Source organism: Burkholderia sp. S171, from assembly GCF_009766085.1.
Taxonomy (GTDB): Bacteria; Pseudomonadota; Gammaproteobacteria; order Burkholderiales; family Burkholderiaceae; genus Caballeronia.
The window spans coordinates 21,192-40,834 of record NZ_LMUF01000053.1; the positions used below are offsets into that span (position 1 = coordinate 21,192).

Annotated in this window: 18 protein-coding genes and 1 pseudogene; 11 read left to right on the forward strand and 8 right to left on the reverse strand. The window is 60.1% G+C overall.

What is annotated here, in order from left to right:
- Nucleotides 1-24 precede the first annotated feature (24 nt).
- The 6 genes from GSQ93_RS31715 to GSQ93_RS31740 all read left to right on the forward strand — a co-directional run bounded on the left by GSQ93_RS31715 (nucleotide 25) and on the right by GSQ93_RS31740 (nucleotide 7,151).
- Nucleotides 25-906 carry a branched-chain amino acid ABC transporter permease gene (locus tag GSQ93_RS31715; protein ID WP_158939901.1) on the forward strand — a complete coding sequence of 294 codons (882 nt, stop codon included), beginning with the start codon at nucleotides 25-27 and terminating at the stop codon, nucleotides 904-906.
- 8 nt (nucleotides 907-914) lie between these two features.
- The gene (locus GSQ93_RS31720) at nucleotides 915-1,961 is read left to right on the forward strand and encodes a branched-chain amino acid ABC transporter permease (RefSeq protein ID WP_158939902.1); all 1,047 of its coding nucleotides are present in this window, start codon (nucleotides 915-917) and stop codon (nucleotides 1,959-1,961) included.
- Nucleotides 1,962-2,025: 64 nt separating this feature from the next.
- Entirely contained in the window at nucleotides 2,026-3,396 is a 1,371-nt protein-coding gene (locus GSQ93_RS31725) for an ABC transporter substrate-binding protein (RefSeq protein WP_158939903.1), read from the forward strand.
- 2 nt (nucleotides 3,397-3,398) lie between these two features.
- Nucleotides 3,399-4,196: an ABC transporter ATP-binding protein gene (locus tag GSQ93_RS31730; RefSeq protein ID WP_158939904.1), complete on the forward strand. Its 798-nt coding sequence runs from the start codon at nucleotides 3,399-3,401 to the stop codon at nucleotides 4,194-4,196.
- A gap of 629 nt (nucleotides 4,197-4,825) precedes the next feature.
- Entirely contained in the window at nucleotides 4,826-6,106 is a 1,281-nt protein-coding gene (locus GSQ93_RS31735) for a lactonase family protein (RefSeq protein WP_216857705.1), read from the forward strand.
- 130 nt (nucleotides 6,107-6,236) lie between these two features.
- Nucleotides 6,237-7,151: a LysR family transcriptional regulator gene (locus tag GSQ93_RS31740; protein ID WP_158939905.1), complete on the forward strand. Its 915-nt coding sequence runs from the start codon at nucleotides 6,237-6,239 to the stop codon at nucleotides 7,149-7,151.
- Nucleotides 7,152-7,156: 5 nt separating this feature from the next.
- Here the strand turns inward: GSQ93_RS31740 and GSQ93_RS31745 are convergent, their stop codons facing one another.
- Nucleotides 7,157-7,873, reverse strand: a complete 717-nt coding sequence (locus tag GSQ93_RS31745; RefSeq protein ID WP_158939906.1) for a peroxiredoxin-like family protein — start codon at nucleotides 7,871-7,873, stop codon at nucleotides 7,157-7,159.
- 267 nt (nucleotides 7,874-8,140) lie between these two features.
- On the opposite strand from GSQ93_RS31745, the gene GSQ93_RS31750 reads away from it, so the two are divergent.
- Nucleotides 8,141-8,908: an SDR family NAD(P)-dependent oxidoreductase gene (locus GSQ93_RS31750; protein ID WP_158939907.1), complete on the forward strand. Its 768-nt coding sequence runs from the start codon at nucleotides 8,141-8,143 to the stop codon at nucleotides 8,906-8,908.
- A 222-nt stretch (nucleotides 8,909-9,130) separates the two neighbouring features.
- A complete protein-coding gene (locus GSQ93_RS31755) occupies nucleotides 9,131-9,418 on the forward strand; it encodes a DUF1330 domain-containing protein (protein WP_158939908.1) in 288 nt (95 codons plus the stop codon).
- A 134-nt stretch (nucleotides 9,419-9,552) separates the two neighbouring features.
- Here GSQ93_RS31755 and GSQ93_RS31760 read toward each other — a convergent pair whose 3' ends face one another.
- Nucleotides 9,553-9,906: a hypothetical protein gene (locus tag GSQ93_RS31760; protein WP_158939909.1), complete on the reverse strand. Its 354-nt coding sequence runs from the start codon at nucleotides 9,904-9,906 to the stop codon at nucleotides 9,553-9,555.
- A 323-nt stretch (nucleotides 9,907-10,229) separates the two neighbouring features.
- On the opposite strand from GSQ93_RS31760, the gene GSQ93_RS31765 reads away from it, so the two are divergent.
- Nucleotides 10,230-11,183 carry a LysR family transcriptional regulator gene (locus GSQ93_RS31765; protein WP_158939925.1) on the forward strand — a complete coding sequence of 318 codons (954 nt, stop codon included), beginning with the start codon at nucleotides 10,230-10,232 and terminating at the stop codon, nucleotides 11,181-11,183.
- Here GSQ93_RS31765 and GSQ93_RS31770 read toward each other — a convergent pair.
- Both GSQ93_RS31770 and GSQ93_RS31775 read right to left on the reverse strand, forming a co-directional pair.
- On the reverse strand, nucleotides 11,180-12,124 hold the full coding sequence (locus tag GSQ93_RS31770) for a cupin domain-containing protein (RefSeq protein WP_158939910.1): 945 nt from the start codon (nucleotides 12,122-12,124) through the stop codon (nucleotides 11,180-11,182). The genes GSQ93_RS31765 and GSQ93_RS31770 overlap by 4 nt on opposite strands.
- A gap of 174 nt (nucleotides 12,125-12,298) precedes the next feature.
- Nucleotides 12,299-13,189 carry a LysR family transcriptional regulator gene (locus GSQ93_RS31775; RefSeq protein ID WP_158939911.1) on the reverse strand — a complete coding sequence of 297 codons (891 nt, stop codon included), beginning with the start codon at nucleotides 13,187-13,189 and terminating at the stop codon, nucleotides 12,299-12,301.
- Between the two features lie 155 nt (nucleotides 13,190-13,344).
- On the opposite strand from GSQ93_RS31775, the gene dld reads away from it, so the two are divergent.
- Together dld and GSQ93_RS31785 are read left to right on the forward strand one after the other, a co-directional pair.
- Entirely contained in the window at nucleotides 13,345-15,090 is a 1,746-nt protein-coding gene (gene dld, locus GSQ93_RS31780) for a D-lactate dehydrogenase (RefSeq protein WP_158939912.1), read from the forward strand.
- A gap of 12 nt (nucleotides 15,091-15,102) precedes the next feature.
- A pseudogene (locus GSQ93_RS31785) lies at nucleotides 15,103-15,509 on the forward strand (hypothetical protein).
- A gap of 89 nt (nucleotides 15,510-15,598) precedes the next feature.
- Here the strand turns inward: GSQ93_RS31785 and GSQ93_RS31790 are convergent.
- The 4 genes from GSQ93_RS31790 to GSQ93_RS31800 all read right to left on the reverse strand — a co-directional run bounded on the left by GSQ93_RS31790 (nucleotide 15,599) and on the right by GSQ93_RS31800 (nucleotide 19,642).
- Nucleotides 15,599-16,951, reverse strand: a complete 1,353-nt coding sequence (locus GSQ93_RS31790) for a TAXI family TRAP transporter solute-binding subunit (protein WP_158939913.1) — start codon at nucleotides 16,949-16,951, stop codon at nucleotides 15,599-15,601.
- A gap of 260 nt (nucleotides 16,952-17,211) precedes the next feature.
- On the reverse strand, nucleotides 17,212-17,790 hold the full coding sequence (locus tag GSQ93_RS31795; RefSeq protein ID WP_158939914.1) for a peroxidase-related enzyme: 579 nt from the start codon (nucleotides 17,788-17,790) through the stop codon (nucleotides 17,212-17,214).
- On the reverse strand, nucleotides 17,787-18,311 hold the full coding sequence (locus GSQ93_RS37680) for a CMD domain-containing protein (RefSeq protein ID WP_174254704.1): 525 nt from the start codon (nucleotides 18,309-18,311) through the stop codon (nucleotides 17,787-17,789). Before GSQ93_RS37680 ends, GSQ93_RS31795 begins: the two co-directional genes overlap by 4 nt.
- Nucleotides 18,308-19,642, reverse strand: a complete 1,335-nt coding sequence (locus GSQ93_RS31800; protein ID WP_174254705.1) for an acyl-CoA thioester hydrolase/BAAT C-terminal domain-containing protein — start codon at nucleotides 19,640-19,642, stop codon at nucleotides 18,308-18,310. Before GSQ93_RS31800 ends, GSQ93_RS37680 begins: the two co-directional genes overlap by 4 nt.
- Nucleotide 19,643 lies beyond the last annotated feature (1 nt).

The window sequence follows — 19,643 nt, forward strand, 5'->3', positions numbered from 1 at the left end:
ACCGATTCACCTAAGGCTGCATCCATGAGTTTTTTCCTTGAAGTGCTGCTCGGCGGTTTGTTGGCCGGCGTGATGTATTCCCTTGTCGCAATAGGTTTCGTATTGATCTACAAGGCATCGGGCGTGTTCAATTTCGCGCAGGGCTCGCTGGTGCTGTTCGGCGCACTGACATTCGTGAGCCTGGTCGAACGCCACGTTGCGCCCTGGCTCGCATTCGCGGCGACGCTTGCAGCGTTGGTGCTGATCGCCATCGCGATAGAACGAGCGGTACTGCGACCGCTTGTGAACCGCACGCCTATTGTCCTGTTCATGGCGACGCTGGGCTTGAGCTTCATTCTCGAAGGCGCTGCGCAGTTGTTCTGGGGCGCGCAGGTGCATGGACTGGATCTCGGTATCGACGATAAACCGCTTCAATTGGGCGGCGTGATGATCAGCCAGTTCGATCTCTTCGCGGCAGCCACGGCGGGTGTGCTGGTGATTGCTTTGTCGCTGATGACGAATCGGACGCGGCTTGGTTTATCGCTGCGCGCCGTGGCCGACGATCCGCTTGCCGCGCTCGCTGTGGGTATCCGCCTGCCGCGGATCTGGGCCATTGTCTGGTCGCTGGCGGGGTTTGTCAGCCTCGTTGCAGGCCTCCTGTGGGGCGCACGGCTCGGCGTGCAATTCTCTCTGTCGCTGGTGGTGCTGAAGGCTTTGCCGGTGCTGATCATTGGCGGCTTCTCGTCGATTGGCGGGGCGATAGTCGGTGGTCTGCTGATCGGCGCCTCGGAGAAGCTGGCCGAGGTTTATATAGGCTCCCTAGTGGGCGGTGGCATCGAGAACTGGTTTCCGTATGTGCTTGCCATCCTGTTCTTGCTCGTGCGTCCGGCGGGGTTGTTCGGCGAACCCGCCGTCGAACGGGTATGAGGCCGCTTATGTCGAACATCGCCATTCGCCGCGCGAGGCTGAACGTTGCAACGCCGGTCGCTCCCGGACTCGTTATAGCCGCGGGCTTGGCCATCCTCGCTGCTGTGCCGGGCGTAGCCAGCCAGTACTGGTTAAGCGCGGTGCTGACACCGTTCTTGATCCTGTCGCTGGCTGGGCTCGGCCTGAATCTGCTGACGGGCTATGCCGGTCAACTGTCGCTGGGTACAGCGGCGTTCATGGCTGTCGGCGCCTACGCAACCTATAACTTCGCCGTCCGCGTGCCGGGGTTGTCGCTGCTGGTGGATCTTTTGCTCGGCGGCTTGCTTACTGCAGCTATTGGCGCGTTATTCGGCCTGCCGAGTCTTCGTATCAAGGGCTTTTACTTGATTGCCTCAACGCTGGCCGCGCAGTTTTTCATCGAATGGCTGCTCACCAAAGTGAGCTGGTTCTCCAACAACGATACGTCCGGCGTCCTGAGTGCGCCCCGGTTGTCGATCTTCGGCTGGTCCATCGCCACGCCGGTATCGCGTTATCAGTTTGTTCTCGGCGTTGTTGTTGTGGTGTTCGTGGTGGCCGCGAGCCTTGTGCGCAGCGAACTCGGCCGGCGCTGGATGGCCGTGCGCGACATGGACACGGCAGCTGCGGTCATCGGCATTCCGATTGGCCGCACCAAGTTGCTGGCATTCGCGGTCAGTTCGTTTGTCATCGGCATTGCGGGCGCGCTCTGGGCGTTTGCTTATCTCGGCACGGTCGAGCCGCATGGCTTCGATCTCAACCTGTCGTTCGAGGTGCTGTTCATCATCATCATTGGCGGGATGGGCAGCATTGCAGGCAACTTCTACGGCGCTGCTTTCATCGTTTTGCTACCTATTGCGCTGTCCCACGCGGCCGGTGCGCTTGCTGCTATTGGCGTGGATGTCGGGCAACTCCAGAACCTTCAGAAGATCCTCTTTGGCACGTTGATCATCGTGTTCCTTATCAAGGAGCCGGACGGGCTTGCGCGGCTGGTGCAGATCGCCCGGCAGCGGCTCAGGAACTGGCCGCTGCGGGCCTGACTGTTTGCGCAGAGAAACTTGCATATCCCTAATCTCAATCCAGACAAACACGGACCCGTTCAGCATGAATCTTTCACTATCACGTTTATTCCGCGAGACCTTTTCGCGCGTGGCTGGCATCGCAGGCATATCGCTCGTGCTCGCGGCCGGCGCTCTTACAAGCTCTTCAACGGCGTACGCGGGGGGCGAAGAATATTTCCCCTTGCAGAGTTACCGGGTAGGACCCTACGCGGCGGGCGGCACTGGTTTCTTCGGCGGTTTTATCGACTACATGCAGCTCATCAATACCCGTGACGGCGGCGTGAACGGCGTCAAGCTGACGTGGAGCGAATGCGAAACTGAGTACGTAGTGGAGAAGGGTGTGGAATGCTATGAGCGCCTGAAGTCCGGCCTCAACGGCGCACCGGCGGCTGCCACGAATCCGCTCTCGGTCGGCATAGCGTACGCAACCATCGACCGGTCGACCGCGGACAAGCTGCCGCTGATCACGATCAATCATGGCCGCACGGACTCGACCGATGGCGCCGTGTTCCCCTACGTGTTTCCGCTGCAACTGAACCCGTATAGCGAAGTGTCCGCGATCATCAATTACATTGGGACGCAGTCAGGCGGGTTGCAGGGTTTGAAGGGCAAGAAGATCGTGGTGCTTTATCACGGCTCGCCTTATGGCCGCGAGACCATTCCCGTACTCGACATCCTCGCGAAGAAATATGGCTTCGAACTGACGCAGATCGAAGTGCCGCATCCGGGCAATGAGCAAGGTTCGCAGTGGCTGAACATTCATCGGATCAACCCTGACTGGGTCATCCTGCGTGGCTGGGGCGTGATGAATCCGGTAGCGCTCAAGTCCGCGCAGAAGGTGGGCTTCCCGGCGAATCACATCATTGGCAACATCTGGAGTAACTCGGAAGAAGACGTGCGTCCTGCAGGCGATGCCGCCAAGGGTTTAATCTCGATCACCACGCATCCGTCGGGTACGAACTATCCCGTGCTCCAGGCTATCGATCAATATGTCATCAAGCCGGGCAAGGGCAACCTCAGTGATCCGGCGCGCTTCGGGACGGTGTATTACAACCTGGGCGTCGTGAACGGGATTCTCAATGTCGAAGCGTTGCGCGTTGCTCAGGCGAAATACGGCAACAAGCCGCTGACGGGCGAACAGGTGCGCTGGGGTTTTGAACATCTCGATCTCGACAACCCTCGCCTGAAACAGCTAGGCGCGCTCGGACTGGTACAACCGCTCAAGCTTTCTTGCTCGGATCATGAAGGCGGCGGTGCCGTGCGATTCCAGCAATGGGACGGCCAGCACTGGAAGGTGATCAGCGACTGGGTGCAGGCGGATCGTGCGCTGTTGCGTCCGATTATCGAAAATTCGGCGAATGCGTATGCGAAAGAGAAGGGCATCACGCCGCGCGACTGCAGCAAGGATCTGTAGCAATGGGCGACGCCACGGCACTCGATGTGGACGGCATCGCCGTCACTTATGGCGGCCTTATTTCAGCGCTGCGCGGGGTCTCGCTGAAGGTGACGGAGGGCGCCGTGGTCGCGCTGCTGGGCGGCAACGGCGCGGGCAAAACCACTACGTTGAAGGCTATTTCAGCGCTGCTCGGTGCCGAACGCGGGGAATTGACGGCGGGGCGAATTGCGTATCGCGGCAAGGACGTGACACGGGCGAACCCGTGGACGCTCGCGGAGGCTGGTCTCGTTCAGGTGCTGGAAGGACGGCGTTGTTTCGCGCATTTGTCGGTGGAAGAGAACTTGCGGATCGGCGCGTATGTTCGCCGTCCGTCGGCACGTGATGTCGAGGCGGGGCTTGAGCGTATCTATGAGATCTTTCCGCGCTTGAAGGACCGTCGCAAGTCGCTCGCAGGGCTGACGTCGGGTGGCGAGCAGCAGATGGTCGCGATCGGCCGTGCGTTGATGGCGTGGCCATCGGTGATCCTTCTGGATGAACCTTCAATGGGACTTGCGCCGCAGATTGTCGAAGAGATCTTCGAGATCGTCGCGAGGCTTAATCGTAAGGACGGAGTGAGCTTTCTGTTGGCTGAACAGAATGCGGCCACGGCCTTGCGATACGCAACCTACGGTTATGTGCTCGAAGGCGGGCGTGTCGTGGCGCAGGGAACATCGGCTGAGCTGGAACAACTCGACGTGCTGACGGAGGCGTATCTAGGTGCAGCGAATGGAGCGAGCGGTCGTGCAATACGTCGCTCGTCACGCTTTGCATCGGTGTGACGGCGTCACGGCCTTAAACTCACTGCAACTCACTGCAACTCGCTCCGAATCCCGATCTGAACAAATCAGCTCGGGATTCGTCACTTTGAGTGCGTGACTATCGTGTTCGGAATGTCTGAAAACGGCACAGACGCCGCACGGCGTAAATATATTGGTATCCTAATTAAGTTAAGAAGAACAAGCGTTACCGCCCCTCCGATGGTGAGTGTTTTTTGCTTGGTTGACGCCGGAACATTGCGTGCTAGAATAATCTTCAATTAAAACATATATTCCATAATTAAGGAATACAGCACATGAGACGTTCCCCTATCCTCGATGGACTGATGGCCAGCATCGTGCAGGTCAATAAGCGCGGGTGTGCACAGTTCACATCCAGAGCGGCCGCATTGACTACCGCATGAGGCGAACAAGGCATTGTCAGTGCGATGGCCAAGCTCGAACATTGGCAATAACGCGATCAAACGGCGGTGCGCGCTTCCTGAGCACGGTCTGACGCTCTGTCACGAAGCGCTATCACGCTGGATCGGTGAATCAAAGCTTCAAAACGTGAACGGTATGCGAAACGGTCATCTCTGTCGCGGCGCTCATCTTCACTTGAGGGCTGTCAGTCATCATCCAGGAGGCAAGCAATGAGCAAAGTTCGACATCTCGAAGTCCGTGCATCGCAGGCGCGACGTGGTTGGCTCAAACGCGTGAGCGCGCTGGCAGCCATGTCGGCCATGGGTTCGCTTACAGTAGCTCGTCCCGCACAGGCGGCGAGCGCGGGCTCGGCAACTACATCGCGGACGGCTAAGCCGCTATTCGCCTACGTCGGAACCTATACGCCTAACGGCCTTGGCATTCATCGCTTCCAGGTCGACCCGAGCACCGGCAAGCTAGACGCGCTCGAGCCGCTGCGTGGCATCGAGAATCCGAGCTGTCTCGTCGTCGACCGGCAGCAGCGCTTCCTGTTTGCCGTGAGCGAGATAAAGACTTACAGCGGCACCAAAAACGGTTCCGTCAGCGCCTATGCAATCGAGCAAGGCACGGGTTCATTGCGTCTGATCAACACGGTCAATTCGCAAGGCGCCGGACCGGTGTATTTAAGCCTGCATCCGAATGGCCGCTTCCTGCTGGTGGCGAACTACAACAGCGGAAGCATCGCGGTGTTTCCGGTGGCGAGCGACGGCACGCTGGGCGACGCCGTTTCCGTGCAACAGCCGCAGGCTCCGGCAGGTGCGCAACACGCGGCGGAAGGCGTTCCCGGGAGCTTCGCGGTTAGTGATCACGACGGTTCGCATGCGCACAATATCGTGGCTTCGCCGGATGGGCGATTTGTGATTTCGACTGATCTTGGCGTCGATCGCACCTATGTCTGGAAGTTCGATGAAACGACCGGCGCGCTGTCGCCGAACGATCCGCCGTTTGTTGCCGCTTCGGCAGGCGCGGGGCCGCGACATGTGGTGTTTCATCCGAGCGGCCGGTATCTGTACGAAGTCACCGAGGAAGCGTCGACGCTGGTCGTCTACGCCTATGACCGCGCGCGCGGCGTGCTGACGCAATTGCAATCCGTCTCGACGTTGCCAGCGGCATACCAGGGCACGAGCTTCGCATCGGAGATCCTGCTTTCACATGATGGCCGCTTTATCTATGTCGCGAACCGTCTGCATGACACCATCGTGCAGTTTCGCGTGGGCACGGACGGCCGTTTGACGCGTGTTGGTGAAATTCCGACCGGTGGCGACTATCCGCGAGTGATCAGGTTTGATCCTTCGGGCCGGTTCCTGTATTCATTGAATCAACGCAGCGATCAAATCGCGATCTTTGCGGTTGATGCGCCCAGTGGCAAGCTTCGATTCACGGGCACCTATGTTGCGGTTGGCAGCCCCTCGGATATCGCTTTCGCGTCTCCGGCCGCCACAGGAAAGTAGCGCGCAACGCAACGCGCCATCCGGTCGCGAGCGCTTCGAGCTTGGGCACCTCGAGTCATCAAAGACAGCATGTACCGATGCTCTGTAGACTGTGCTATCCGATTCTGAACAGTTTGCAGGAGAGCGCCGCATGGACCGCATGACCGCGATGGAAACGTTTGTGACCGTAGTGGACGCAGGTTCATTTTCTGCAGCGGCCCGCCGGCTGAAACTGGGCCAGCCGGCGGTCTCGAAGTCGATCGCGCAACTCGAAGAGCATCTCGGTGCGCGCCTCTTGCTCCGGTCAACGAGAGGCCTGACACCGACAGATGCAGGCCAGCGATTCTACGAGCACGCCCGCCGTGCAATCGATGAAGCGGATCAGGCCGAGCAGGCAGTACACGAATCGTCGGACGGCCTCTCGGGACGCTTGCGCATTGGTGCAGCCGTTACGTTCGCGCGGCTGCATGTCCTGCCCGCGCTCAAGATTTTCCTGGACCAGCATCCGAAACTCAGTATCGACATCATCCTCGACGACCGCTCTATCGATCTGCTCGAACAGGGCGTCGATGTGGCGCTCCGGATGGGGGCGCTCGACGACTCGACCATGACCGCGCGGCGCATCCTGCGTGGGCGGCGAGTGGTGGTGGGAACGCCGCGCTATTTTGCGGAAGCGGGCATTCCGAAGACGCCTGCCGAGTTGAGCCGGCACCAGGCGATCGTTTATTCGCTGCGAGGCGGCGGCGAGTCGTGGTCGTTTAGCCGCGATGACGGGACCGAGGTGGCCGTGGTTGTGTCTGGCCGGGTTAGCGTGAGCGCTGCCGAGGGCATGCGCACGGCGGTGCTGGGGCATGTGGGTCTCGCGGTCGCATCGGAATGGATGTTCTCCCCCGAACTCGCCGACGGCACTGTGCAAGCCGTTCTTACCGAATGGACGCTACCGCCCATCGATGTCTGGGCAGTCTTCCCCTCTGGCCGCATGGCGACCACCAAGGCGCGGGCCTTCGTCGCTTTCGTGGAGCAGCTGCTGGGTGAAAGCGGCGCCAGCACTCAAGTCGACGCGTAATCCGCTTACGCCTTCGCGATGGCCTTTTCGAGCACCGGGAACATGTCGCTCGGATCAGGCCGGCGCGTGTAGTCCGGATTGACTTCCGAGTACAGCACGACTCCGTCTTGCCCAATCACGTAACGCGCCGGCATGGGCAGGGTCCAGCTGGGATCGTCGTTGAATGCCGGGAGATCGTTCCTCCGGCGCTTGTATATATCGATGAGATAGTCCGGCAGCGCGAAGCGCAGACCGAATGCCGCGCTGGTCTCTCCGCCGACATCGCTCAGCACCGGGAAACTCAGCTTGTTCTCGCGCACCGCCTTGCGGCTATTAACCGCCGTCTGCGGCGAGATGGCGGCCACGTTCGCACCATGGGCACGAATCTGCGGCAACACGTCGTTGATCGCCTGAAGCTCCAGATTGCAGTACGGACACCACACTCCGCGATAGAACGTCACCACGAGCGGCCCCTGCGCGAGCAGATCGGCCGATGAGACGTCGTGGGCGTTCTGATCCTTTAGCGTGAACTGCGGAGCGCGGTCGCCCGCCTTGATGGCGAGGCAAGCTTGACCGCTCGCGGCCAGTTCAGCCGTCGCACGCGCCATGATGGCGTGGATTTCCGGCGACGCGTTATAGGGCGGCTTGCCGGCCTTGAAGTCGGCCTTGAAAGCGTCGAGTCTGTCTTGCAGTGCCGTCGCGAATCTCCTTGAGTGGTTGAGGCTGCTGGAACCCCGGGTCATATCCCGCCTGCCAGCACGGCGAAAGTGTCAGCCATTACGCGCTGCTTGCTACTCGCGATAGCTACAGATTGAAGCGCTCAGATCATAGGCAGAAGACCCCCGCCATCGATAACAGCTATTCCTCGCGCAGTACTACCGCATATACCGGCACGAGCGGACGATGCGCATCAACCAGTGCATGAATGCATTGGCGCACATGCAGCAGTCGGCTAGCGCCTGCATCTGGGCATGTGAGCGGACCCCTTCAAATTCACTATCGAGACAATCATGACTCAAGCTCTTAAAGGCAAACTCGCACTCGTGACCGGCGCGTCCCGTGGCATTGGCGCGGCTATCGCAACTCGTTTGGCACGAGACGGCGCATCGGTTATCGTCCACTACGCATCGAGTCCGGACCGTGCAGAAAACATAGTCAAGGCGATCCGCGATGCAGGCGGCGAGGCCGAGGCTGTCGGCGCCAATCTGGCAAAACCCGAGGGCGTCACGGCGCTGACGGCTTCGTTGAACGGCGTCTTCGGCGGCAAGTTCGAAGGCCGGCTGGACATCCTTATCAACAACGCGGGCACCGTCGAATACGGACCGTTCCTCGAGTCGTCGGAGACGTCGTATGACACGCATTTCAACCTGAATGTGCGGGCCCCGATCGAACTCGCGAAGGACGCGGCAAAACGCATGATCAAGACGGGCTGGGGGCGCATCATTAATGTAGGCTCGGCTTTCGGTGAAGCAGCGCCGCTGCCCGGCGTGACGCTTTACATCGCGTCGAAATTCGCGATTCGGGGCTTCACACGCGGTCTTTCGCGTGAACTCGGGCAATTTGGTGTGACGGTCAATGCAGTTCAGCCTGGCCCGATCGACACGGAACTGGCTCCCCAGCCCGGAACGGATGCGCACGCCACGATGATCAAGCTCGGCAGCGTCGGCCGCTTCGGCAAGCCCGAAGAAATCGCGGCGGCGGTAGCGTATCTGGCGAGCCCGGAAGCAAGCTACACCACCGGCGAAAGCCTGACGGTCGATGGTGGATGGATTGCCTGAGGAGGCGAAGAGCGGTTTTCGTCAGCTTGCTCCCAGGCGCTGATTCGCTGGCAGAGCCCGCGTGAATCCGGTGCGCCGTGCGGGCGCGAAAGCAACCGCACAGCGCACCGGGTGCCACCGCCGGAAACAGCGCCGTTAGTTTGCACGCCCTCAGTATCCAATAGACTAAGCGATGCAAGCAGCGTGTTTGATTCTTCACCTATTTTTTCAGGAGCAGCAAGCATGGCCACGTATATCGTTTTTACGCGAGAAAGCACACAGGACCAGAGTGAACTTGACGCTTACCAGGCCAAGGTGGGCGAGTCGTTTGCCGGTCATCCGATAAAGGTTCTTGCGGCTTATGGACCACAACAGGTGCTTGAAGGGCCGGCACCCGAAGGCGTCGTCATCGTCGAGTTTCCGGATACCGGCTCTGCCCGTGCGTGGTATGACGGTCCGGAGTATCAAGCGGTCGTGCAGCACCGCTTCAGGGGCGCGACCTATCGGGCTGTCCTTGTCGAAGGCGTGTAGGACATCCCGACGCGCGGAATGTATAGGCCATCGCGGTCCACTCGGGCTCATTGGGCGCGTCATCTGGCAACCGGCTCCTACGCCGGTTTGCGGACCGGCATGATGGTTCGCATTTGAATTGCCAGAGTGGGTGTTTATTTCGAGCGCGAAGCGCGCCGGTGATTGAGCCAGACAAGGCCGAACAGCACAACGCTAATGGCGGTAAGAATGGCGCCTGCGACCATGCAAATGGGCGTGAGCGCGGGGAAGAAGTCTCCGCTTTTATCACGCGTGAAAGCCCAGGCGCCGCCATCAAGCATCAGCCCACAAAATCCCGTGAAAACCGCGGGTTCGATGCCGCTAGACCCGGTCGGCAGTTTTCGAGGTAAATCTGGCACCGGCTCGCGTTTAAATGGTGTCGTGTCTTTGTGTGGCGCGTCCGCGGGGTGTTCTGAAGGCATGGCATTGGCGGCTTTGATCAAGGTGCCAGTGTATAGCGGTAGCGTCATCTTCGCGCGCTTCGTCGTCCATTCGTGCGGTCCGCACTCGTCACCCGATGCGACGATGCACCTTCCAAGCTTTGCGAGCCGTTCGTTGATGAGTTCGCGCAGGCCGGCGTAGTGGCGTGCGCACGCTCGCGTTAATCAAACTTGGCAGCGATCGTCTACATTACACCGTTAGCAGCGGCGTGCCAGTACACTACCCGCTTGAGAAAAACCAGGAACATCCGCTCTGCCACATGCGCCGAAGTTTCGCTGGCAGAGCGTTGAGCGGGGTCGGGGCTTCACGTCGTGAAATCTTTTCGGATCACTCGATCCGCACCATAAACGCCATGGACTATTTTGCCGCGGTACGCGCCTTCGTTTGCGCAGCGGAACTGCAGAGCTTCAGCAAGACCGCGCATGAGATGCAGGTCAAAACCTCGACCGTCTCGCGCTATGTGAGCGAGCTCGAAAAGGACCTGGGCATTGCCCTGTTCAACCGGTCGACGCGGGGTCTGGTACTGACGGAGGGCGGCAGGGTATTTCGTGAGCATGCGCTGATTGCGCTACAGGCGCTCGATGACGCACGCCAGGTCACGTCGTCGCTGAATCTCACACCGCAAGGCCTGCTACGCGTCACAATCCCCTCCGCATTTGGTCGCCGCCACGTCGTGCCGCATCTCGCGGCTTTCATGAAGCGCTACCCGGACATCAGCCTCGATATCGTATCGGCCGACGAAACCCTCAACATGATCGAGGCCGGCATCGACGTTGCGATTCGCATCGGCGTGCTGCCTGATTCGTCGTTGATGGCTAAACGTGTCGCCTCGCACCGGCGCATCGCCTGCGGCAGTCCAGACTATTTCGAGCGGAACGGGATGCCTGCCGTCCCTGAAGATCTGGCCGCTCACGATTCGCTGCGCTTGTCGCTGTTTCCGGACGACAAATGGTCTTTCACCCGAGTCGGGAATACGCAGACGTCGCCGGAGGCGGTACTCGTTGGGTTGAAAGGACGCTTCCGCGCGGACGATTCCGAGGCGGTGCTGGAACTCGCCCTGGCCGGCTGTGGCGTTTCACTGCTGCCAACCTGGCTGGCGGGCGCGGCCCTGCGCGAGGGGCGCCTGGTGCACGTGCTGCCTGAATGGGAGGCGCGCACGGGGCGAGCCGAACCGGCGATCTGGGCGGTCTATCCGCCGAAGAAAATCGTTTCGTCGAAGGTGCGCGCGTTCGTCGATTTCTACGCTGGTGTGATTGGCGAGCCGCCGTACTGGGACGACGGACTTGCACTGAAACGTCAGGCTTAGCGGGCGAAGCGGATGTCGAGCGTACGCAGCCAGGTTTGCAAGCCGGCATCCTGGATCGGTATCACGTAGGCGTTTTCGTTCGTTTCATTGAAATGCGCATGCCAGTATCCCGGCGGCGTGACAAAGGTCATTCCGGTTTCCCAATCGACACGGGTTGGGTTCAAGATATCGCCGTTCTCATCCAGCTCGCTACCGACCAGCGTATAGACGCCCGGCTGGCCCCCGGCGATGAAGTCGAGCGCAATCGACTGGTGGCGGTGCGGCTTTTGCACCGAGTTGGGCGGCACAATGCCGAACATGGCCCACAGGACATGCGTGACCGTCCGCGTTTGCGGGAAGTTGGCGTTGCCCATCAACACACTGATGCGGTTACGTCGGCCTGCATTAGCTTCATTTGCAACCTTGCGCAATTCGGCCTGCGCCTGTGCGGCTGGATACAGCGTCGGTGCGAAGCGCGGGCGGACGCCGGTTGTGCCGAGATAGGTGAGAAGAGGGGCGTCGTTGACGTAGTAGAGCGTAGCGGTTGCATCGGCCGACAGCACAGCGGCATCACCGCCTGGCAGCGTGAAAAAATCGCCTTGCGCGAATGGGACGTTCGACGTGCCTTGTGTCACGTTGCCTGAGCCACCGATCACGTAGCAAACCTGCGAGGTTGCGTTTGGATTCAGCGTCAATTCGTCGCCGGTGTTGATTCGCAGGAAATTGGCGCTCAGCCCGGGCCCGGTCGCCGGGCCCGGGCAACCCAGTTCTGCGGAAAGATCGAGTGGCACGACTCGCGTTGCGCCATCTGAGTACAGCGAAGGCGGGAAATTGCGGAATGGCACGCGCGAGATAAGCTTCGCGCCAATCGGATTGGCTGACGACGTGTACTCAAAGTACTGCGCGTCCTGGCTCGCGGTAGCGGTTTCAGCGAAGGCTGTAGGAGATGTTCTGGTCAACATGGTCTGCTCCTGAAAGTGAGGGAAGCTTCGCGCAAGTCCCATCATGGCGGTGTGACTTGCTTTCGAAAGCTGGTCTGACTATAGGTGCGGGTCACTGACCGAAGAAGTGCCGGGCGTCGAAATCACCTTTGCACAAAGGGGTGTGCCGTGCGTCCGCCTTGAGGGCTGCTGGCATCAGCAAGCCGCTCGCTGCTGCCGCAAGATCCTCACAAAGTTCAGCACCGTCGGCGCCTTTTCGCGCTGCCGGTGGACCAACGCGATACCCGTCGAAAGCGGCTTGCCTTGCAGTTCGTGATACGACACGCCTTCAACCTGGATTTGCCGCATCGACGCGGGCACCACGGCAACGCCGAATCCGGCCGCGACGAGATTCGCCGCCGATGATATCTGTGGCGACTCCATGCCGATCGATGGCGCGAAGCCGGCCTCGCGGCAGGCGCTGATGATCGAGTCGTATAGATCGGGGCCGATCGGCCGCGGAAAGAGGATGAACGGATCGTCCGCAAGGTTTGCCAGGTCGACGCGTCGTCGCCGGTTCAAGCGATGGTTCGCCGGCAGCACCGCCAGCATGTCCTCGTCGACTAGCGGTTCGACGATCAGATCCCGGCAATTCAACGGCATGCGCACCAGAGCAGCGTCAAGTTGCCGCTCGGCGACCCGGTCGAGCAGCAGCGAGCTATTGCTTTCCTCACAACTGATCGCGACATGCTCATATGCATGCCGATACTTCTGCATTGTTGTCGCGACCATGGGATGAAACACCGTGGAGCCCGCGAACCCGAGCGATAGCCGTCCCGTCTCCCCGCGTCCCGCGTTCTGTACTTCAACGAGCGCCTCCTGCGCGTCCTCGACAATGCGCCGCGCGCTCTTACGGAAGAGCCGTCCCGCCTCGGTTAATTCCACGCGGCGCGGATGTCTGACAAAGAGCTGCGTGCCGATCTCTCGCTCGAGCTTCAGGATCTGCTGGCTCAAGGGCGGCTGGGCGATTCCCAGATGCGCCGCGGCATCGGTGAAATGCAGGTGCTCGGCGACGGCGAGGAAGTAGCGCAACTGACGAAATTCCATATCTTTTTCGTCTCCAAAAAGCGGCTTCAAGATATTGGACTAATGACCGGCCTGATTTTAACCTTTGCGTCAACTTGATGCGCTCAGAGGCCGCACGCAAAGCGGCGGGATGAAGCCGCTGCGCGTCACGCTCAATTTTTCATCAGGAGAATTCGATGTCAGCAACGCGCGCACCCCTAGCCACGCTCCCGTCCGACGGGCCTCGCACGCTGATTGCGGATTTGCGCAACATTGTCGGCGAGAAGCACACCCTGACGGATGACGACGCGACCCGCCGCTACCGCACGGGTTTTCGTTTTGGCGCGGGCAAGGCTCTCGCGGTTGTACGCCCCGGCACGATCGTCGAACAATGGAACGTGCTGCAGGCGTGCATCGCGGCCAATGTGATTGTCATCACGCAAGCGTCGAACACGGGCCTCACGGGCGGCTCGACACCCGATGGCGATGATTATGATCGCGACGTCGTGATCGTTAGTACGACCCGCATGAACAAGGTGTACGTGATCAATGACGGCAAGCAGGTCGTCTGCCTTCCGGGGGCCACGCTCGACCAGTTGGAGAGCATGCTGAAGCCCCTTGGCCGCGAGCCACATTCGGTAATTGGTTCGAGCTGTATAGGCGCGTCGGTATTCGGCGGTGTCTGCAACAATTCGGGCGGTGCGCTGGTGCATCGCGGACCGGCGTATACGGAGATGGCGGTATTCGCGCAGGTCGATGCGACAGGCAGGCTGAGCCTGGTCAACCATTTGGGAGTCGAGCTCGGAGAAGCGCCAGATGACATCCTTGGGCGGCTTGAACGTGGCGAGTTCTCTGATGCCAATGTCCGGCACGACGCCGGCGCCGGATCGGACCACGGCTACGCGGCTCACGTGCGCGAGATCGATGCCGACACACCGGCACGCTTCAACGCCGATCCACAACGACTCCATGAAGCGTCAGGCTCGGCCGGCAAGGTGATGGTGTTCGCGGTACGGCTCGACACGTTTCCGATCGAGCAGAACGCCAAGGTTTTTTATATTGGCACGAACCGGCCCGACGAGCTCACCGAAATCCGCCGTCACGCGTTGCACGATTTCGATTATCTGCCGATCTCGGGCGAGTACCTTCATCGCGACGCCTTCGATATTGCTGAGGAGTACGGCAAAGATACCTTCCTTGCAATTAACTATCTTGGTACGTCCCGACTGCCCGCCTTCTTCGGACTAAAGAGCCGTTTCGACGCGCTGTGCGATCGCATCGGGTTTTTCCCTTCGCATGTCACCGACCGCGTCATGCAGGCGGCAAGCCGGCTGTTTCCAAACCATCTGCCGCCGCGCATGAAACAGTACCGTGACAAGTACGAACATCACTTGATGCTGAAGGTGAAGGCAGAAAGTGTCGAAGAAACGCGCGCGTTCCTTTCGTGCTACTTCGAAAGCGAAAACGCTACTGGCGGCTATTTCGAGTGCACCGACGACGAGGGCAGGAAAGCGTTTCTGCACCGCTTCGCGGCCGCCGGCGCCGCGGTTCGCTATCGCGCCGTGCATACCCGGGAAGTGGAGGACATCGTCGCGCTCGACATTGCACTGCGCCGCAACGACCGTGACTGGATGGAAACGTTGCCGCCTGACATTGAAGAGACGATCGCTATCAAGCTGTATTACGGCCACTTCCTGTGCCACGTGTTTCACCAGGATTACATCGTCAAGAAGGGCAATGACTGCCTTGAAGTCGAACACAAGATGTGGACGCTGCTGGACCGCCGAGGTGCAGAATATCCGGCGGAACATAACGTTGGTCATCTGTACCACGCGAAACCCCAGCTTGCCGCGTTCTATCAAAAGCTCGATCCTTGCAACTGTTTCAACCCGGGGATCGGACGGACGTCGAAGTTCGCGAACTACCGGGAAGCGGCGGCTTAGAGGAGAAGCACGGTGTTTGCGATCAAGGCAAAGATTGTCGATCCACGTGTGAACGCGTTCACGTTCACCGCGCAGAAAACGATGTACGGAGGCAAGCATATGCCAAAGGCGACACTGTTTTCGTGTTTGCGAGCGAGAATGAAGGCGGGCAAGGTCTTATCGCGCGTGGCATCGTTGCATCCGTCGAAGCGATCGCGAAGAAGCAAGGCGTACCCCGGCAAACGCCTCGTGTGAGTATTTGCGTCAGACGTACTGCGCTCGCGAAGCGAACATTGGGACGAAGCGACCTCAAGCAATTCACCAACTGGGATGACGGCCGTCCTGAGACTGAACTCAACTTCAAATTCTATCGGCAGGCAACGAACAAGATCGTGGGTATCTCGGAAGAAGCGGGGGCGTTTCTCGGTGCATTCTTCTAGCGTACTCGACTTTCGTTCTCCGACAGTTCTCTGACTGAATCCGACGACCAAAGCCGCCGACTATCCCGGGCGCGAACGAAACCAGAACCCTACCCAACCACCTTCGGCCGTGACGCCTCGCTCAAATGCGCACGCACGAAGCCGACGTGTTCGCGGAGTACATAAAAAGCATCGGCATGCGCGAGCGGCATCCGCAACGTATTGAGCGATTCCTCGATCTCGTCGAGTTCCGCTACGAGCGCCTTTCGCTCGTCCTCCGTCGAACTGGTCAGCGCGCTGCGTTCTATGGCGATGAGCGCGCCGTAATACCGATAGATCCGCGATCTCACGCGCCACGCATACAACGCGGGAATCAGGCGCAAAGCCGGGATCAGCAATACGGCTACGGGCAACAGCAGTACAAGTATCCGGTCAGCAATGCTGGCGAGCCAGAAGGGCAGGATGCGGTAGAGGAAACTTTTCCCCGACTTGTAATAGCGCGTGGCCTCTTCGCTGATCGGGTATTCGCGGGCGACCGGACTGGGAAACTGCCCGGCCTTTTGCAGCAGCCCTGGCATTCCGTGGACTTCCTGCGCAGCCTCAATGACCAGATCCGATATGGCCGGGTGCAAGTTCTGCCGCGCGAGGATCTCGACGGTCGGGCCGATCAGATGCAAGGTTTGCGGCGGTATTTTTCGCCGGAGATCGAGCACACCCGGGGGCAGGTCGATCTCATCCAGATACGGAAAGAGTCGCGTATAGGCGCTGGCTTCCGCGAAATCCATGAAGGAAACACCTGGTATGCTCAGCAACCTCAGCATCAACCCCCGCGTGGTCGAGTCGCCATTGAGCATCGCTGCATCAACGTTGCCGGCCACCAGTTGCTTTGCCGCGTCCATGCCGTCGAGCGGCACGAGTTGAGTAGCGCCGCCCGGTGCTATGCCGTTGGCTTCGAGCAGACTGAGTGACAAGCGGCGGGTGCCGCTGCCCTCGCGTCCAATTGCGATTCTCTTGCCTTCAAGGTCCGATAACTGCGTCAACCCCTTGCCGCGATAGAACACGACGATGGGGACGTAAAAGACACTCCCGAGCGACATCAGCGACGACCTGGCCGCTGCATCCGACACGCCTCCTTGGACCAGCGCAAGATCGACATGGCTTTTGGGGTCCATGAGTCGCTGCAGGTTCTGCACTGATCCGTCGGATTCGAGCACCTTGAGGGTGACACCATTGCGCGCCAGGATTTTTTTGTACTCGTCGGCGGTATGCAGGAGCGCGCTGTCTTGAGGACCGGCGCTGATCGTGATGGTTCTGGGCGGTGCCGGGTCCGCCAGCCACACGATCAACCCGATCATGACGATGAAAAACAGCGCGAACGGTGCCGACGTCAGCGAAAGATCGCGCCAGGCCACATGAGAGTGGTCGTGCGAAAAACGCGGAGGATGCGGACGATGTTGTTTCATGAGACCCCGAGGGAAAAGCCTCACACTTTTAGGAATGACATCAAGCCGTAGTCAGGCGGCGTTCAACTGGAGCACAGTCTGTGCCTTAAAGGATACGCGTGCCGAAGCAGACCTGACCTAGCGCAGAGTTTATAGGGGAAGTCGGAAGTCTAGGGAGAAATGCCCGGCGTCGTTATGCGCAGGGCGATCTGAAGAATCAGTAGGAGCGCCGGACTGAGCCGGCGCCTTGCTGATAGTTAGTCCTTGCTGGCGCCACCCGCTTATCCCACCGGCTCGCCAAGATTAAGCATCAACCGGTTGGCCCACGCGAAGATGGCAATGGAGTGAATCAGGTCGAGGATCTCGTCGTCGCTCAATCCCACATCGCGCAGCGCCCGCAACTGCGCCGGCTCAACCTGACCCGGCGTAAGCGTCAGGTCGATAGACGCCAGCACAATCGCCTTCTCGCGCGGCGACGTTCCAGCGGTAGCCGGATCGTTAAAAACCTGCTCGATCACATCGTCGCGTTTCGCCAGTTGCTCGAAACGCTGCGCATGCACGGACGCACAATACACGCAGCCATTGACCCGCGAGACGACCGTCGACGCCAGTTCCCGCTCCGCCCGCGGCAAGCCGCCCGGCGCATACATGATTGCGTTAAAGGCTGCCGAGCGTTGCCGCAGGATTTCCGGTTGATGCACGAGGAACAGGTAATAGTCGGATTCCTTCGCCTTCGGATGGCTCTCTTCGAGCACGCTTATCTGCTCGGGCGAGGCATCGGCGAGTTCCACCACGTCCAGCCATGCGTCCCATCCCAGCACGCGATTCGTGAAGCCATGCGCTTCAATTAGCCGGCTCATGCTGCCTCCGTTGCATTCAAGACCTGCAGCGCGCGCAAACCGGCCGTCAGGCGAATCTGATAAGAAAGAAACGCGATCAACTGCGCGAGGGCGACCACGGCGGGTGTCGGAATGCCGGCGGCGGGCAATCGTTCGAGCGCGGTCTTATCGCCATCTATGGGGGCTTCAATCAGCGTGCGCGTGAAGCTGAGCATTGCGCGCAAGCGCGGCTCCTGAGTGTCGATCGAACCTTGTGCGACTTGGTCGATCACGACACGGTCCGCATCGATCGAAGCAAGCCGTTCCGCATAATGTATCGCTAATGCAGGGGTTTTCGACAACGTGCAGGCATACAACGCCACAAGCAAACGGTCGGTCAGCGACAAATCCGGCAATGCCGGATCGAATAACGCGTCGTAGCTGCGCTGCGTCGCGGCCGCGACTTTATCGCGTTTATGCCGCGTTATGTAGGCCGGCGAACCGGACGTAAGGCCGGCAATCCGGTCGACAATATCGGTGCTGAGATCGTAGGTGTCTGTCATGAATGCTCCTGCCTGGAAGAGTTGCCAGCGCTTTTTGATGCGAGAGAATGAACGGCTGCGTCGAGAAAAGCCAGCACTTCGCGCCACGATGATTCATCGGCGCGTGCGTTCGCTGCGGGTTCTCCGCCGCCCGTGCTGATGCGTCCGGAAACGGGATGCGCATACACGAGTTGCGTGGTCGGCACGTACGGGAAAACGATCGCATGGCCGGCGTTATCGAAGTCGAGATGGCGCACCGGGTACGCATGCTTTTGCTCTTCAAGCCGTTCCACGACCATGCGCGAATAGTCGGAGGAGGGCCACGAACCATCGTCGGTAGCGGAGAGCAGCAGCACCGGCCCATCGGTATTCTCGACGCGAATCCGGGCGCGCTCTACCGCTTCCTTATCGAGTAATGCAGTTCGAATTGCGCGTTCATGACGGTGCGGCGGCGGGCCATCGTCGAAGGGTTTCCAACTTGCCGTGCGGTTGTTTTCCCACAGGTGCGGCAGCGGCTTGCCATCGAGCAGCCAGGTTGGACCTTCGCGACCTGTCGCCGGATCGGCAGCATTCTGCGCACTGTGAACGACTGCGCCCGGCACATAACCGATCACCGCCTTGATGCGATCCGGATACGTTGCACCGAGCAGCAACGCGAGTTCGCCGCCGCGCGATTGCCCGCTTACGGCAATAAAGCCAAACGCCGGTTGCAACTCGCGCGCGATCCAGTCGAGCGCGCGGCGAAAGTATTCGAGCGGCGTATTGGAGATGTAGTCGGACAGCCCCGGCGTCTTGAAGTAACCCAGCGCGAGGGCGGCGTATCCGCGCGATGCGTAAAGCGCTCCACGCGGTTCGTTGATGCCGCCGCCCGACCCGTTGAGTACAAGCACGACCGGATGCGGTCCGGGCGTTGCGGGCAGGAACAAGGTGCCGACACAGCCGTCAACGCGCATGTCGCGCCGTTGCACGCCGGGCGCCATCAGCCGTTGTATCAGCAGCGTGGCGCTCAGCACCTGTCCGCGTTCATCGATCACCTCAATGCAGGTCGACAACGCGTCCGAGACATCGGCAGGAAACACTTCGCGTTTGCCCGCTTCAACGGGAACTTGCGACCAGATGAGTCCCATCGCCGATACACCGCTGTAGTCGCCTTCAACCGGCGCATCGCGTGCAAGGTCGATGACGCCGTGGTCATCGGCACGGAAGACCGCGCTACTCGTCCAGACGGTGCCCGCGCCGCGCACCGTCTGTGTGCGAAGCGTAAGCAATGAACCCGCGCGCGCACCGCTCGCTGTAATGTGCCGCGCAACGTCGATCAGATCATCGGCCGGTGTTACCGTGATGTCGATCATG